The sequence below is a fragment of the Helicobacter turcicus genome (assembly GCF_019711685.1).
Lineage (GTDB): Bacteria > Campylobacterota > Campylobacteria > Campylobacterales > Helicobacteraceae > Helicobacter_D > Helicobacter_D turcicus.
Genome location: NZ_JAIGYQ010000005.1, coordinates 1 through 16,237, shown reverse-complemented (window position 1 = coordinate 16,237; position 16,237 = coordinate 1). Strand labels below are relative to the sequence as shown.

Sequence of the window (16,237 nt, the reverse complement as noted above, 5' to 3'; positions counted from 1 at the left end):
TAAGAAAAAATAGGGTAGAATCAGTGGTTGTTTATGGTAGGCGTGTTGCAGAATATATCCTTGCAAAGCATAGCGACAAAATCTTACAAGTGTATCTTGCAAAGGAGATCAACAAGAAGCAATTTAGCGCATTTGCAAGACTTAATGTTCCTTTAGTGCATGTGGATTCCAAAAAAGCCCAAAGTCTAGCAAGAGGAGGTAATCATCAAGGCTATTTGCTAGAGATTAAGCCCTTAGTGCCATTGGAGTTTAGTGTATTTAAGGCAATGGATTTTGTGCTTGTGCTTTGTGGAATCAGTGATGTGGGCAACATCGGTGCGCTTTTTCGCACAGCTTATGTGCTAGGAGTAGATGGAATTATTCTTTGTGGATTAAGGGATTTTAAGCAAGAAGGAGCTTTGCGTGCAAGCTCTGGAGCAATGCTAGATATGCCTTTCTCTCTTGTATATAATGCTTTAGATGTTGTAAATGAATTGAAGTTTGCAGACTTTAAGCTTTATGGCACGAGCTTAGATGGTGTAGAATTTGGTGGCATCACACAAGGTAAGAAGGCATTGTTTCTAGGAGCCGAAGGTGAAGGACTTAGTGCTAGGATTTTAAAGAAAATGGACGAAAATTTAACAATTACGCAAAAAAGGGCGTTTGACTCTTTAAATGTCAGCACAGCAGGTGCAATCTTGATAGATAGGATGGTAAATGGAAGATTTTGAAAAATTACAGAATATCGGAGCAAAGGAAATCTCAAAGAACACACACATTGCGCTAAGTAAGATTCAGTGTATTTTAGAACGTAACTTCAAAGAACTAAGGGATAAAGCGACCACGCACGGATTGTTACAGATTTTAGAGCGTGAGTATCGCATTAGCTTAAAAGCATGGGAGGAAGAATACAAGGCGTTTTGGGATACTTATGATGGTGCAGATGAAGAAGTCGGACCAATAGTGAATTTCAAGGTAACGCACGAAACAATCACGCCAAATGATTCCAAAAAAGGTGTGCTTTTGGGTGCTTTACTTGTCGTGCTTTTGGGTATTGGATTTTTTGCATATATGAATTTCTATGGAAATTCTGTTGTAGCAGATACTAAAGAAAAGGCAGAAGCGCAAAATACAGAATCTAAAGAAGTAAGCGATGAAAAAGATTCTAAAGAAAATAACGTTACAAATGTGTTAGAGGTAACAGATAGTCTTGATGCTTCCGCTTCAATCCCCATAAATACTCTACCACAAGATTCTAAAGACATTCAAGAATTGGAATCTAAAAATACAGAATCTAATGCACTAACAAATGTGCAAAATTCGGAAGCTACATCGCAAGAGTTAGCCATAGCAAAAAAAATCTCTATTGTTCCAATGAATCATGTTTGGGTTGGAATCGTGTATTTAGATAGCAGAAAGCGCACTTCTTTTATAGCGGAAAATGCCTTTGAGGTGGATTTGACGCGCCCACAAACTATTATCACAGGACATGGAATGTTGGAAATAAATACAGGGGGAGAGAAATCTGCATTTAATTCTGCTAATAAAATGTTTTTTGCAGTGGATAAAGAGGGTAACTTTGAGCAAGTTACACAAGGGCAGTATGAAACTAAAACTAGGGGACTAGGGTGGTAAATAAAAGCATTTTTATTGTGCTTTTTGCAGTGTTATCCTTAAACTCTCTTTTTGCGCAAACTCAAATTTTACAAAATCCTGTGGATTACAAGGTAATGCAACTTTTAGGCGTGGAGGACTATAAGATTAATCAGAAGTTTATTCAGCGCCTTTTTAATAATCAAGGCTATTTTTTGGACGGAAAAGGACAGCCGGATTTATATAAAATTTCTAGGACACTCAAGCAAAATGGGCTTTTGAAACTCACTTTTAAAAAGCCTATGGAACTTGAAATTGCCTTTGTTGTTCAAAATGACCCCAAAACTTTTGTGAGTGCGCTTTATGATGTCTTAGAAGCAATGGGATATTATTATTTTTTGGTTAAGCAAAGCTTACTTGATGAGAAGCAATTTAAATTTGTGCTTTCAATGAATACAGAATATGCCATTGACCCCACGCTTTTGCAAGAGAAGTTAAGTGAGTATGGTTATAGTGTGCAAAGTATTGAGAGAACGAGTATTTCTCAATGGAGTTATCATGTTGTGCTTTTTGATTTTAAATATCCAAAGGCAAGTGCTTTGTCGCTTAATGAACCACACTATAAGGCAAGTTTAAAGGGTGAGTATTGGTATAGTATTAATAAGGGGGAGAAACTAGATGTTAAGTCTAGTAACAATATTGCGTGGTATCCAAAGATTATATTTTATGATGAGGAATTGAATGTTTTGGAGATTGTAAGCAGTTCAAAACTTATGCGTGAGATCCAAAAAACGATTCCAAAAAATACAAAATTTATAAAAATTACAGATACTTATTTGCCAATAACTACTAAAAATGGTTTAGTTGTTGTGCTACAATAAAAAAGGATAGAATATGTTTGCAGAGATTGAGTTTGAACGCATAAAGCGCTTACCAAAATATGTGTTTGCTGCGATTAATGAGATTAAACTAAAAATGCGTCAAGATGGCGAGGATGTGATTGACTTTAGTATGGGAAATCCTGATGGTCCTACGCCTAATCATATCATAGAGAAACTTTGTGAAGCTGCTAAAAAGCCCAAAAATCATGGGTATTCTGCAAGTAAAGGAATCTATAAGTTGCGTCTTGCTGTTGCGGATACTTACGAAAGAAAATATGGAATAAAATTAGATGCAGATTCTCAAGTGTGCATTGCAATGGGTTCAAAAGAAGGTTATGTGCATTTAATTCAAGCAATTACGAATCCCGGAGATACAGCAATTGTCGCAGAACCTGCTTATCCTATTCATTATTATGCCTTTATTCTATCTGGGGCAAATGTTGCAACTTTTGGATTACAATGGAATGATAAATATGAATTAGACGTTGATGCGTATTTTGAAGACTTGGAAAAAGCCTTGCATAATACGATGCCAAAGCCAAAATTTGTTGTTACAAATTTCCCACACAATCCAACCACTGTTGTGGTGTATAAAAATTTCTATGAGCGCTTGGTAGCACTTGCTAAAAAAGAGCGTTTTTATGTGATTAATGACATTGCTTATGCGGATTTAAGTTTTGATGGCTATGTTGCACCTTCTATCTTTGAGGTTAAAGGTGCATTAGATGTTGCAGTAGAGTCCTATACGCTTTCAAAAAGTTATAATATGGCGGGTTGGCGTGTTGGTTGTATTGTTGGGAATGAACGATTAGTTGGGGCATTACAAAAAATTAAATCTTGGCTAGATTATGGAATTTATACTCCTATTCAAATTGCATCTACAATTGCGCTTAATGGCGAGCAAGAGTGTGTGCAAGAGATTGCTAAAAAGTATGAAAAAAGAATGGAAGTACTGATTGATAGCTTTGGGGCGGCTGGCTGGGAGATGCAAAAGCCAAAGGCAAGTATGTTTATTTGGGCTAAGATTCCAAAATGTGCATTGCATTTGGGTAGTATGGAGTTTTCAAAACGTCTTTTGCAAGAAGCAAAAATTGCAGTAAGTCCTGGCATTGGCTTTGGAAATCACGGAGATTCTTATGTGCGCATTGCACTTATTGAGAATGAAAATAGAATCCGCCAAGCTGGTAGGAATCTAAAAAAGTTTTTAAAGCAATTTGAAGCCTAATGCAATGTAGCCACTGTCATTTAGAATTTGACGAGAAGAGACTGCTAAAGGTCCATATTAATGGACATGATGAATATTTTTGCTGTAAGGGTTGTGAGGGCGTGTATAAGCTCTTATATGCAGAGGGTTTGGAGGACTTTTATAATAAGATTGGCGCAAATACGCTTGAGCCCGCTAAGATATTAGATGAGAATTTGGATTCCTTTGATAGCACACCTTTTTTCGAACGCTATGTGCGTCAAAAGGATAATTATTGTGAATTAGCCTTAGTGCTAGAAAGAATCCATTGTATTGCTTGTGTGTGGCTAAATGAAAAAATTTTAGCAAAAACTACTGGAATTCTTAAAGTTAATATTAACTATACAAACAATAAAGCAACACTTCTTTATGATCCGAAATCTATAAAAATTTCCGAGATTATTCAAGTTATCCGTAGTATTGGTTATGATGCACATGCTTATGATCCGCGACTACAAGAGACTTATGCACAAAAAGAGAAGCGTGAGTATTATATTAAAATGGTGGTTGGAATTTTTTGCGTGATGAATATTATGTGGATTGCTGTGGCGCAGTATGCAGGCTACTTTAGTGGAATTACGTCACAAATGCGCAATATTCTAAACTTTGCTGGTTTTACTCTTGCTACGCCAGTGCTTTTCTTTAGTGGAATCGTATTTTGGCGTGGGGCATTGAGTGCGTTTAAATATAAAACTCCAAATATGGATTTGTTAGTAATTAGCGGGGCGAGTTTAGCGTATTTATATTCTATTTATGCGAGTTTTAAGGGCGAAGAGACTTATTTTGAATCTGTGGCAATGATTATTACCTTTGTATTAATTGGCAAGTTTTTAGAAGTACGAGGTAAGAAAAGTGCGGTAGATAGCTTAGATAAATTAAATGCACAAATGCCTCTTAGTGTGCGTGTGGCAAAGAGTGAAAGCGAAGAATTTAAAGAAGTGAGTGTGGAGTCTGTTTGCGTGGGTGATGTGGTGCAAGTTTTCGCTGGAGAACGTGTGGCATTAGATGGAGTCTTATTAAGTGAGAATGCACTCTGCGATGAGAGTGCGATTAATGGTGAAGCACTGCCGCGTCAAAAAAGTGCGAAAGATTCCATTTATTCTGGCTCTTTAGCACTTGATATGCCTTTTTTGTATCGCGTGAGCAAAACTTATAAAGAATCCCTAATGATGCAAATTGTCTCTCTTGTGGAAGATTCTCTTAATGCGCGTCCTAAGATTCAAGAAATGGCAAATTTCATCACACGTTATTTTTCTTCAGTGATTTTATCGCTTGCTTTTGGGACATTTTTATATTGGGAGTATGTGTTAAATGTATCCTTTGATAAGGCGTTAATGGTGATGATTTCTGTGATTATCATCGCTTGTCCTTGCGCACTTGCTCTTGCTACACCTATTGCTTCACTTGTTGGGTTAGGAGAGGCTTTAAAACATAGAATCCTTTTTAAAGAAGCACGTTTTTTAGAGACTATTGCAAAGGCAAATATACTTGTGTTAGATAAAACAGGAACGCTAACAGAGGGCAGATTAAAAGTCCAAAATGTGCGTGAATTTGAAAGGTTAGATTATGGTGTGCTTGTGGCAATGTTAGAACAAAATGCGCATCCTGTTAGTCGTGGAGTGTTGGAGTTTATAAAAGAGAGTGGAGGTTGTGAGAGTTTAATTAAAATTAAACTAGATAAAATCACGCAAAAAAGCGCACGTGGAATCTTAGCAGAGTGGAGTGGCAGTGTGTATCTAGGGGGGAATTTAGAGCTTTTAAAAGAGCATGGAGTTAAGATTCCACAAGACTTGGAGAATAGGGATTGTAGTGTGTTTTACTTCGCTAAAGATACGAAAATTATTGCACAATTTTTTTTGCAAGATTCCATTAAACAAGACGCAAAAATTGCGATTTCTAAATTGCAAGCAAAGGGGATTGATTGTGTGCTTTTAAGTGGGGATCACTTAGGGGTATGTGAGCGTGTGGCAGGTGAGCTTGGAATTACTGAATTTTATGGAAATCAAAGTCCACTGGAAAAGGCAGATTTTATTGATAAGCTCCACGCACAAGGTAAGGTTGTCGTAATGGCTGGTGATGGGATTAACGATTCTGTTGCACTTAGCAAAAGTGATATTGGAATTGCAATGGGAGGCGGTATTGATTTAGCTATTAGCGTGAGTGATATTGTTGTGCTTGATGATAGTATGCAAGGTGTGTTGGAGTCTTTTAGAATTGGGCGACGCACTTACCGCTTTATTCTACAAAATTTGGCTTTGTCTTTATTATATAATGCACTTACTATTCCACTGGCGATGACTGGGCTTGTGATTCCTCTTATTGCAGCACTTTCAATGTCGCTTAGCTCATTGCTTGTGGTTGGAAATAGTTTGCGTATCAAAGGAGAATAGATGGTAAAAAATGTTAATGGAGTGGAATTAAATGCTGGGGATAACGTGAGTGTGATTAAGGATTTGAAAGTCAAGGGTGCTACTACAACGTTAAAACGTGGAACGACAATAAAAAATATCCGCTTAACAAATAAGGATTTTGAGATTGAAGCAAAAGTAGATAAGATTGGCATGATTGTTTTAAGAACGGAGTTTTTGAAAAAGATTTAGAGTTTTTGAGTGGGATAAATATGAAATCACAAATTAGATTCCATATTTTCATAGAAGCTTCTAAACTTCTAACAAATTCTAGGAAGTAACTCACCACTAGGATAATCTAAAAAGCGTTTTGCTCCAAAATTGGTTTCTAAAACTACGCGTTTTGGATTTCTATCTGTGGTATAGCCAATAATTGCTGCATTTGATGCTCCGTTTTTGTGGAGAATTTCTAGTGCCTTTTGTGCATCACTTTTAGCAATGCATATAACGCACATTCCCTCATTGGCTAAGTTATAAGCTTCAAATCCTAGTAGCTCGCAAATCCCTTGCACTTGTGGCAAAATAGGCAAGCTAGAATCCAAAATGGTAATTCCGATATTTGAGGCTTGAGCCCATTCATTAAGTACACTTGCAATTCCACCACGTGTGGCGTCCCTTAGTGCATAAAGGGTAAGATTAGAAGCAAATAATGGTTCTAAAATAGGGTAGAGTAAAGCACAATCACTCTCTAAAGTGGTGTTTAGATTAATCCCTTCACGATTAGAGTAAATCACTGCTCCGTGTGTGCCGATATTCCCACTTACGATAATCGCACTCTCTTTTGGAATCTTGAAGGCACTTAAATGGAGATGTGGATATAAAAATTCTCCTATTGCTGTTGTGGTGATGAAAATCTTATCTAATGCACCTTTTGGAAGCACTTTAGTATCTGCTGAAATAAGCTTTGCGCCACTTTCTTTTAGCGTTTTAGAAAAAGATTCTACAATACGTGATAAATCGTTAATTTTAAAACCTTCCTCTAGCATAAAACTAGCGGTTAGATAGCACGCCTTTGCCCCCATCATAGCTACATCATTGCAACTTCCGCATATGCTAAGTTTTCCTATATCTCCCCCAGCAAAGAAAATGGGAGAGATGACATAACCATCAGTGCTTACAGCAAAATCCTTGGAGTGTATTTGGGCTATCCCAGCATCCTCGCCACTGCCTATTACGCAGCTTTCTAAAAAAGGATAAAAAAGCTCTGCAATAAGATTCTGCGATTCTGCGCCTCCGCTTCCGTGGCTTAGCAGTATGGATTCTGTGTTGAGTTTCATCATCTTTCCTTTAGGTGCAGCTATAAGCCGAGTTCTGTTTATGTGGTTATTTATCTACATTTTACCTTGCAGTAAAATTCTAGCAATGGGCTTAAAATTTTGGGATATTAACCATGCCCATTTTGCTGCGGATTGGGCTTGCAATGCGAAGCATTTTGCAATGCTTCCGGTAAGCTCTTACCTCACCTTTTCACCCTTGCCATTGGCGGTTTATTTTCTGTTGCGCTTTCCCTTAGATTACTCTAGTCATTCTTTAAATGAAATCCTATCCCAAAGCAGCTCGGACTTTCCTCTTAAGGCTTAAGAGCTTTAAGCAACCACTTGCTACACCTTTTTGGATTATAGCAAGAGTTAGGTAAAATTTAAACTAAAATTGTTTTAAAGGCTGGATTTAATAGTAAGCACCGCCTCTAGAGCATCATTTGTAATATTTGTCGTATATTGTTTTAGAGTTTTTAAGCTTACATAACCTGTAGTTACAGCAATGCTTTGGATTCCAGCGTTGTTAGCTGCTTGAATATCAAGAGGAGTGTCGCCAATCATAAAAATATTTTCTTTTGGTAAAGGCAAGAGGAATTCTAATGCTTTTAAAATCGGTTCTGCGCTAGGTTTTGCGTGGATAACGTTTTCTCTACCAATAATACAGGTAAAATAACCGCTAATACCCATGTAATCTAAGAGTATTTTAGAATACTGCCCGGTTTTTGTGGTAACTATGCCAAGTTGTGCAAAAGTATGTGCCTCTAAAATTGCTTCCTTTGCATTAGGTAAAAGCGTAGTTTTCGCATTGCAAATTTGGCGATAGTGTTTTTTATATGCGCTAATATATTGCGGAATCTTTTCTTCTCTAACACCGAGTGTGCTAAACATAGTCTCTAGTGTGTGTCCGATTTGGGATTTTACAGAATCAAAAGTTGGAATGTCTTGATGAAAATGTTTAAATGCTATGCAAAAGCCCTCATATACAGCTTCTGTGGAATCAATAAGTGTGCCATCTAAATCAAACAAAATAATGCGACTTTGCATAGCAATCCTCTTAAGATGTGAAAATAGTTGTTAAAATATCTTTTTCTAGTGCATAGAGTGTGTAGCGAATATTTTTAAAACGTTCACTTTCTTGTGTGTTGTCTAATTTTAAAATTTCTTCTAAAACACGTGCAGATTCTTGAGCACGTTTGAAATTTGCGATAAAAATGGCTTTTAGATTTTCTCTTTGTTGTTCGTTCTTAGTAGAAGTTTTTAATACATCTTTAAGGGAATCACGCGTGTTTAGGAGCTCTAGGGAGTTTGCAATTCTGCACTGATGACGGAGATTCTTTAAAGAAAGCGCAAAGTCTTTGTGGCTAAAACCATAGCGCAAAATATCTTCTACCACGCGAATACCTTCGCGCAAACGATTTAGATTTGCATCAAGAATGCGCAGAGTTTGAGAATCTTGCGCATTTCTTATGTTATTCTTTTGAATTAAAAATTCCAAGAATTTGTAGTAAGGAGATAAAAAGATTTAAGAAATCAAGATATAGACTAACAGCAGCCATTACAGGGCTATCATACAAGCCACGCACAATGTTTTGTGTGTCATAAGCAATAAAAATACTAAATAAAATTGCTCCAACACCCGCAATAATTACTTGTAGAATCGGACTCCCTAAGAAAAGATTAATTAAAGAACCAATAACTACGACAATTAATGCAATAAATAACATTTTACCCATGCTTGCTAAGTCTTTTTTTGTGCGGAGCGCAAAAATGCTCATTACACCGAAAATTGCTGTTGTTAGCAAAAAGGCTTGTGCAACAATATTTGCTCCACCGGGCATTCCTAAAATTTTACTTAGAATTGGAGTGAGTGTTAAACCTGTTGTAAAAGTAAATGCAAAAAGTAGCAATAGATTGATTCCGGGTTTTGATTTTGCAAACATTAGCCCAAAAAGTAAAGCAAATTCTAAAATCACAAAACCAATATAATATTGCGCCACAATATTTCCAAATGCTGTAATTCCAGTGTATGCGCCCACAGATGCTGCTAGAAGTGAGCCTGCAAAGAGTTGGTAAGTTTGTTTTACAAAGCTAATTAATGCAACATCGCCCTGGGAAAATGTGCTTTGTTCTACGGTGTCATAGCCATTGTAATTGCTATTCATAGGTTTTCTATCATATAAAGACATTAAAAATCCTTTTAACAATGAAATTTATAAGGTAATATTATACCCTAAAAATATTAGGAATAACATTAAATATGCTACAATTTTGGAATGACAACAACAAAAGAGATTGACTATGCAAAAAATTAAAGTCTTTATCAATGGTTTTGGCAGAATTGGGCGCTGTATTACGCGCGTGGCACTTTGTGAAATGCAAGATAGCATTGAAATTGTGGGCATTAATGATTTGGCAAATCCAGAGATTTTGAGCTATCTTCTAACGCATGATTCCGTGCATCAAGGCAGTAAAATCGTACGAAGTTTTGATGAAAAAAAAATTATCTTTAATGGATGTGAGATTCCGTTTTTTCAATATAAAACTCCTAGAGAAATTGATATTTGTGGCGCAGATGTAGTTATTGAAGCAAGTGGCTTGTTTTTGACGCAAGATGCAGTAGAATCCCATTTGCAAAAAGGTGCAAAGCGTGTAATTTTTTCTGCTCCGGCAAAGGATGATACAAAAACTTTTGTGTTAGGTGTGAATCATACAGAATATAAAGGTGAAAAAATCATCTCTAATGCGAGTTGCACGACTAATGCATTAGCACCTATTGTAATGTTGCTTGATGAGAATTTTGGTGTAGAAAAGGGAATCTTAACAACAATCCATAGTTATACAAATGACCAAAACCTCATTGATGCAGCACATCATAAGGGAGATTTTCGTCGCTCACGCGCAGCTGCAATCAACATAATTCCAACAACAACAGGGGCTGCAAAGGCTTTACATTTGGTTCTGCCAAAGATGAAGGAGAGATTGCATGGGCATAGTGTGCGTGTGCCAGTGCCAGATGTGTCCATGGTAGATTTAAATGTAAATCTTAAAAATAATACTACACAAGAGGCAATTAATGCCATATTTTGCGAGGCGGCTGAAGGGAGATTAAAAGGAATCTTGGGTGTAGATAGAGAATATGGTGTTTCTCAAGATTTTCTAAATTGTCATTTAAGTGGAGTTGTTGCGCTTGATTTAACTTTTGTTTTGGGTGGTAATATGGCAAAGATTATGACTTGGTATGACAATGAATGGGGATATTCGCATAGAATTTTAGAAATGGCACTTTATATTTGTAAGGAAATAGATTGAAAAGATTGATAAGAAAGATTGTGTGTGTGTTTGTAGTAAGCATTACGCTTCTTGGCGCACAAGAGAGTAAGGAAGCTAGAGAGATAGTTGTTAGCATACAGAACACCAAGCAAAATACTCCCTTTAAACTCTATACCCTAAAAGGAGAAGAAGAGGGTGCAACTTTATTGGTAATTGGAGGAATCCATGGTGATGAACCAGGAGGATATTTTGCTCCAGCACTCTTAGCGGACTTTTACACAATAAAAAAGGGTAATGTGCTAGTTGTCCCAAACTTAAACCCTGATAGTATTGTGGCTTTTAGACGTGGAATCTACAATGATATGAATCGCAAATTTGCTAGAATTTCTAAAGGTGACCCAGATTTTAAAAATGTAGAGCGCATTAAAGGAATCATTAAGGATTCTAAAGTGGATTTTGTTATTAATCTGCATGATGGGCATGGCTTTTATCGCACAAAATGGGAGAATTCTATTTTTAATCCTAGGGCGTGGGGACAAACTTATGTGATTGATCAAAAAACGTTAGATAATGTTCCCTTTGGAAATTTAGATTCCATTGCTAAGGAGATTGAAGAGCGTTTAAATCAGACTTTGCATTATGATTTTCATACTTTTGGTGTGCGCAACACAGAGACAAAGTTTAAAGATGAGGAGCAACAAAATTCCTTGACATTTTTTGCTATCACACATCTAAAACCTGCTTTAGCAATTGAAACAAGTAAGAATATCAAAGAGTTACCTCTTAAAACACTTTATCAATTAAGTTCCATTGAAGCATTAATGGGGATTATGGGGATTGAGTTTGAGCGCAATTTTGTGCTTGATTTAAAGAGTGTAGAAGCAAAGGTGAATACTTTTGGCAGTGTGAAGATTAATGATAATATCACACTCGAGCTAGATAGTATAAAAAAACATCTAAACTTCGTGCCACTACTCTCTGATAAGAATCGCTTTTCTTTTACGCATCCTATTGGTGGAGTTAAGAAGGTTAAAGATGGATTTGAGCTTTATATAGGGCATAAAAAAGTTACACATTTAAAGGCAGATATTTTTCCTATGCAGTGTAAGTTAGAATCGCTAGAAGTAGAGCTTGATAATAAGGAAGTTGCGGTAAAGGCTGGAGATATTTTGGAGTTTAGCAAGGATTTTTTAGTGCGCGGACAAGATGGGCTACGCGTAAATGTGATTGGCTATTCTAAAAAGGGTGTTGTGAGTGAGCACAATCTAAGGCTAAATCCAAATATGATTGATAAGAATTATGCAATAGATAAGCAAGGGAGAGTGTTCCGTGTGGAGCTGTATGAGGGTAAAAATTTTTGTGGAATGTTAAATATGCGCACAAAGGAGTAAAATGAATAAAGGCTTAGAATTTGGGCGAAAGTTAGAATCTGAAAATGAAGCACAAAGCACACAATCTAAAGGATTTGAAAATATGGAATCTAAAATTCCTAACTCTAAAGTGGCTGTTGTGCTTTTAAACATGGGGGGTCCAAATTCTCTCTTTGAAGTAAAAACTTTTTTAAAAAATATGTTCAATGATTCTTATATTTTGCCTATTAAAAGCCCATTTCTACGCTCTATTATAGGGAGTTTTATTGTCAATAAGCGTCTAGAGGAAGCACAGAGTAATTACCAAAAAATTGGCGGAAAGTCGCCATTGGTGGGACACACATCTGTTTTATGTGAGAGGCTAAATGTGCTAGAGTCAAAGTATTATTTCACCTATGCGATGCGCTATACACCACCTTTTGCAGATAAGGTGGCACAAGATTTGAAAAAGCGTGGGATTAGTGAGGTGGTATTATTTAGTATGTATCCCCATTTTAGTTACACAACAACAGCTTCGTCAATGGAAGATATTTTTAGGGCATTTAAGTTGCATACATTTACTCCAAAAATTGTGCGAGTGGAACGTTATTATAAAAAAAGAGCATATAATTTAGCCATTTTAGAACGCATTAAAGAGGTGCTAAATGGGGAGAATTCTAAGGATTTTCATCTTATGTTTTCTGCGCATTCCTTACCAAAGAGAAATATAGAAAATGGCGATCCTTATCAAAAAGAAATTTTAGAAAATGTGGAGATTTTGGAATCCTTTTTTAAAGAGTTTGGATTAGAATTTGCAAGTATCAAAGTGGCGTATCAATCCAAAATTGGACCTATTAAATGGCTAGAGCCGAATTTGCAAGATTGTTTGCCAAAATATCAAGGAAAGAAGCTTTTAATTTATCCTATCTCCTTCACAATGGATAATTCTGAAACAGATTTTGAGCTCTCTTTACAATACAAGGAAGTTGCACGTAAGGTTGGGATTGAGGATTATCGTGTAGCAAGTTGTTTGAATGCAAATGCGGATTTTGCAGAGTGTATTTTGGAGATTATTAAGGAGGCTAGAAATGGGTAATGTTGTTTTGCTTGGTGGCAGTAATTCACGTTTAGAAAATGGGTTACAAAAAGGAATTAGAGAAGGAATTGACAAATTTAATTTGCAAAATAATAAGAATCGTCAATTATCCTTTTTTAATTTTGCAGTAGGGGCGACAACGCATATCCAAAATTTTTATACATTAAAAAGAGAGAGAAACAAAGAAATTTTTGAAAATGCAGAATTAATTATTACAGAATCCAATGTTAATGAAACAATAGGAAATGGTGATGGTAGAGAAAGGATTAATTTTAATTGCATTTATAGGAATCTAAATTGGTATTATAAGGAGCTACATGTTTTAAAGAAAAAGATATTAGTAATTCTTTTGCCAACTTGCCACATGTGGAATGATAAAGTTATTAATGCAATCCATAAAAAGTTAGCATTAAAATTTGGATTTAATTGTATTGATATGCAAGAATATGTAGATAATTATCGGTTAAATGAGTTTATAAAGAGTCTAGACTGGGCGCATGTGTTACAAAGAATTATGTGTGAATTTGGTAAAAACATTATTTCTAATTTGGAATCTTTTAAGCTTTCAAATTCCTTACATATTTCAAATGATAATCCTAAATTTATTGTCTGCACACCTAAAGAAATGGAGCTAATAAGTGGCACATTAGAGGAGAATATTGCACAAAATAATGTGTTTTATGAAACAACCTATCAATTAAAGGAAGGTGAGACGATCTTAAAATTTAATCAAACATTTCAAGGCTTCACTTTAATAGGGATTCATACTTGGAATCATACTGCCGATACTCACGCTAAACTGATTAATTATTCAAGTCTTGAAATCTCTAATTCAAAAAAGAGCATAGTGAAAGAAACAAATGCGTTGAATACTATTGTAGAAGTGCATAGTTTTTTTCAGTTAGATGGGGAAACTTTTGTTAAAATCAATCACAATCAAAAAGAGGGCAGAGAATTTTATCATTTAGCGCAATCTTGGGTTAGAGATTCTAAAAGACTCCCCTTTTGTGATTTGGTTGCTTTTTTTCTTGCATCTGCAGATGGAAATTATTATGAAGAGGTTGTAGATTTCAATGCTTTAAGGAATGAAAATATTGAAATTCCAAGTGGATATAATCACAACTCTGTGATTCCACCTATAGAGGTGTATAAAGAAATTATTGATGAGTATTGTTTAATTACAGATTCTAGAAAATTAAAACCATTGCGAGACCAAATTAATGCTTTAAATGCTAAGTTAGATTCTCCGCCTACAAAAAAGCAAATTTTAGAAATCCAAAATCTTGAATGGGAGTTAAAAATGAAAAAATTGCAAACTAAAAAGTTTGCTAAAGATTTAAAATTAAAAGTTAATTTTGACGATTTAATTCCAAAAACGATTGTTATTGATAGGAATACCGCAAGATTTAGAATCCATAACCACCTTTCTTATAAATTGGGTGACGCAATGATAAAAAATTCTAAATCTTTGCTAGGATACATAAAAATGCCATTTGTGCTGTGGGCGATTGTTATAGTGCATAAACATCAAAAGCAATTCAACCAGTCTCTTAAATTTCCTCAGCTAGAGAGCTATCCTGACTATAAAGAAGCTATAAAAGAAAAAGATTGTTTTACTTATAAACTTGGCAAAGCATTTATAAAGGCAAATAATACTTCATTTATTGGCGGGGGGGGGGGCTATATCAAGCTTCTCTTTGATATACGCAAGTTAGTAAGAGAATTTAAGCAAAAGAAAGAAAAGCTAAGTATTTAAAAATATCTTAGAATTTTTAAAATTAAATTAAAGGAGCAATGATGAAAATCCTTATCACAGGAGGAGCTGGATATATAGGCTCTCATACCCTAAGGCAATTTTTAAACACTAAGCATCAAATTTGTGTTTTAGATAATCTTAGCAAAGGAAGCCAAAAAGCACTTGAGGATTTAAGCACAATTAGAGAATTTCAGTTTTATAAGCAAGATTTAAGTGATTTTTCTAAAGTTAAAGAGCTTTTATTAGAAGAAAAATTTGATGCGGTTGTGCATTTTGCTGCTAGTATTGAGGTTTTTGAAAGCACACAAAATCCTTTGAAATATTATTTGAATAACACAGCAAATACAACAAATTTAATTGATTCTTGCATAAAAAGTGGAGTGAAGTATTTTATTTTTTCTTCAACAGCGGCAACTTATGGAGAGCCAAAGAGTGATTTTGTCTCTGAAAGTAGTGCTTTAGAGCCTATTAATCCTTACGGACAAAGTAAATTAATGAGTGAGGAAATTTTAAGAGCTGCAAGTAAGGCGCATTCTGGATTTAAGCATTGTATTTTGCGGTATTTTAATGTAGCAGGAGCTTGTATGGACTTTAAGATAGGGCAGAGATACCCCAAGGCAACTTTACTTATAAAAGTTGCAGCTGAAGTTGCAGCACGAAAAAGGGATAAGCTATTTATTTATGGGGACGATTATGCGACCAAAGATGGAACTTGCATTAGAGATTTTATTCATGTTGATGATATTGCAAGTGCCCATTTAGCTGCTTTAGAGTATTTACAGCATTCTAAGAGTGATGTTTTTAATGTAGGCTATGGACATGGCTTTAGTGTTAAAGAAGTGGTTGCAATGATGAAAAAAGTAAGTGGGATTGATTTTGAGGTTGAATGCGCACTAAGAAGGCAAGGCGATCCTAGTGTTTTAATTTCTGATGCAAGTAAAATTCGTAAATGCACTTCATGGAATCCAAAATACGATAACTTAGAGCTTATCTGTAAAAGTGCTTATGAGTGGGAAAAACAATGCTAAAAAACTTTTTAGCATTGTTTAAGTTGTTGTAAAATTTATTTAGATTTTAAAATTTGTATTTTAAAATTCTTTATTTTTTAAAGATTTTTAAAATAGGTTTTTCTATACATTCAAAAGCTTTTTTGAAATCCCAAGCCTCCAAAGCCTTTTGAAGTTCAAATTGAGAATTTTTCATTTTTTCTCCTTTTGTTTTTCTCTCCATTCTCTTTTTATTCTAGGCACATCTATAAAGATGTATTTTATTATGCCCCCCCCCCCACACATTCTTATATGCTTTTAAAAAAGCATTGCCAAGTTTATAGCTTAAATGTTCTTTAAATCTTAAAGCTTCTTTATAATCAGAATAAGATTCTAAAGGAGGAAGTTTTAATGCAG

15 protein-coding genes, 1 other RNA gene and 1 pseudogene are annotated in these 16,237 nt (G+C 35.3%); 11 read left to right on the top strand and 6 right to left on the bottom strand.

Features of this window, described 5'->3' with window-relative positions; genetic code table 11:
• Positions 1 to 23 precede the first annotated feature (23 nt).
• Genes K4G57_RS09310 through K4G57_RS04385 form a run of 6 tightly spaced genes read left to right on the top strand, consistent with a single transcriptional unit; the run spans position 24 to position 6,296 of the window.
• Positions 24 to 710 carry a TrmH family RNA methyltransferase gene (locus tag K4G57_RS09310; protein ID WP_221532081.1) on the top strand — a complete coding sequence of 229 codons (687 nt, stop codon included), beginning with the start codon at positions 24 to 26 and terminating at the stop codon, positions 708 to 710.
• Positions 697 to 1,614 (top strand): hypothetical protein, encoded by a 918-nt coding sequence (locus K4G57_RS04405; protein ID WP_221532082.1) that lies wholly within the window; start codon positions 697 to 699, stop codon positions 1,612 to 1,614. The genes K4G57_RS09310 and K4G57_RS04405 overlap by 14 nt, the downstream gene beginning before the upstream one ends.
• Positions 1,608 to 2,453 carry a hypothetical protein gene (locus K4G57_RS04400; protein WP_236033224.1) on the top strand — a complete coding sequence of 282 codons (846 nt, stop codon included), beginning with the start codon at positions 1,608 to 1,610 and terminating at the stop codon, positions 2,451 to 2,453. The genes K4G57_RS04405 and K4G57_RS04400 overlap by 7 nt, the downstream gene beginning before the upstream one ends.
• 13 nt (positions 2,454 to 2,466) lie before the next feature.
• Positions 2,467 to 3,678 carry an LL-diaminopimelate aminotransferase gene (locus K4G57_RS04395; protein ID WP_221532083.1) on the top strand — a complete coding sequence of 404 codons (1,212 nt, stop codon included), beginning with the start codon at positions 2,467 to 2,469 and terminating at the stop codon, positions 3,676 to 3,678.
• A complete protein-coding gene (locus K4G57_RS04390; RefSeq protein ID WP_221532084.1) occupies positions 3,678 to 6,086 on the top strand; it encodes a heavy metal translocating P-type ATPase in 2,409 nt (802 codons plus the stop codon). Before K4G57_RS04395 ends, K4G57_RS04390 begins: the two co-directional genes overlap by 1 nt.
• Complete coding sequence (locus K4G57_RS04385; RefSeq protein WP_221532085.1) at positions 6,087 to 6,296, top strand: alkylphosphonate utilization protein; 210 nt, start codon at positions 6,087 to 6,089, stop codon at positions 6,294 to 6,296. It abuts the gene before it with no gap.
• A gap of 68 nt (positions 6,297 to 6,364) precedes the next feature.
• Here K4G57_RS04385 and hypE read toward each other — a convergent pair whose 3' ends face one another.
• From hypE to K4G57_RS04360, 5 genes are all read right to left on the bottom strand, one after another.
• A complete protein-coding gene (gene hypE, locus K4G57_RS04380; protein ID WP_221532086.1) occupies positions 6,365 to 7,381 on the bottom strand; it encodes a hydrogenase expression/formation protein HypE in 1,017 nt (338 codons plus the stop codon).
• A gap of 7 nt (positions 7,382 to 7,388) precedes the next feature.
• Positions 7,389 to 7,714: RNase P RNA component class A (gene rnpB, locus K4G57_RS04375), an RNA gene on the bottom strand.
• 45 nt (positions 7,715 to 7,759) lie between these two features.
• Positions 7,760 to 8,407: an HAD family hydrolase gene (locus tag K4G57_RS04370; protein ID WP_221532087.1), complete on the bottom strand. Its 648-nt coding sequence runs from the start codon at positions 8,405 to 8,407 to the stop codon at positions 7,760 to 7,762.
• 10 nt (positions 8,408 to 8,417) lie between these two features.
• Positions 8,418 to 8,804 carry a thiamine-phosphate pyrophosphorylase gene (locus K4G57_RS04365; protein ID WP_221532104.1) on the bottom strand — a complete coding sequence of 129 codons (387 nt, stop codon included), beginning with the start codon at positions 8,802 to 8,804 and terminating at the stop codon, positions 8,418 to 8,420.
• A 28-nt stretch (positions 8,805 to 8,832) separates the two neighbouring features.
• On the bottom strand, positions 8,833 to 9,549 hold the full coding sequence (locus tag K4G57_RS04360; RefSeq protein WP_221532088.1) for a Bax inhibitor-1/YccA family protein: 717 nt from the start codon (positions 9,547 to 9,549) through the stop codon (positions 8,833 to 8,835).
• Positions 9,550 to 9,661: 112 nt separating this feature from the next.
• Here K4G57_RS04360 and gap point away from each other — a divergent pair, with 112 nt between their 5' ends.
• Genes gap through galE form a run of 5 tightly spaced genes read left to right on the top strand, consistent with a single transcriptional unit; the run spans position 9,662 to position 15,862 of the window.
• Positions 9,662 to 10,672, top strand: a complete 1,011-nt coding sequence (gene gap, locus K4G57_RS04355; RefSeq protein ID WP_221532089.1) for a type I glyceraldehyde-3-phosphate dehydrogenase — start codon at positions 9,662 to 9,664, stop codon at positions 10,670 to 10,672.
• A complete protein-coding gene (locus K4G57_RS04350) occupies positions 10,669 to 12,024 on the top strand; it encodes a M99 family carboxypeptidase catalytic domain-containing protein (RefSeq protein WP_221532090.1) in 1,356 nt (451 codons plus the stop codon). The genes gap and K4G57_RS04350 overlap by 4 nt, the downstream gene beginning before the upstream one ends.
• Before the next feature lies 1 nt (position 12,025).
• On the top strand, positions 12,026 to 13,078 hold the full coding sequence (gene hemH / locus K4G57_RS04345; RefSeq protein ID WP_236033226.1) for a ferrochelatase: 1,053 nt from the start codon (positions 12,026 to 12,028) through the stop codon (positions 13,076 to 13,078).
• Positions 13,071 to 14,834 carry a hypothetical protein gene (locus tag K4G57_RS04340; protein ID WP_221561810.1) on the top strand — a complete coding sequence of 588 codons (1,764 nt, stop codon included), beginning with the start codon at positions 13,071 to 13,073 and terminating at the stop codon, positions 14,832 to 14,834. The genes hemH and K4G57_RS04340 overlap by 8 nt, the downstream gene beginning before the upstream one ends.
• A gap of 41 nt (positions 14,835 to 14,875) precedes the next feature.
• On the top strand, positions 14,876 to 15,862 hold the full coding sequence (gene galE / locus K4G57_RS04335) for a UDP-glucose 4-epimerase GalE (RefSeq protein ID WP_221532092.1): 987 nt from the start codon (positions 14,876 to 14,878) through the stop codon (positions 15,860 to 15,862).
• A 214-nt stretch (positions 15,863 to 16,076) separates the two neighbouring features.
• On the opposite strand, the pseudogene K4G57_RS09390 reads toward galE, so the two are convergent.
• Positions 16,077 to 16,237 (bottom strand): annotated as a pseudogene (locus K4G57_RS09390) (sugar transferase); the annotation flags it as partial.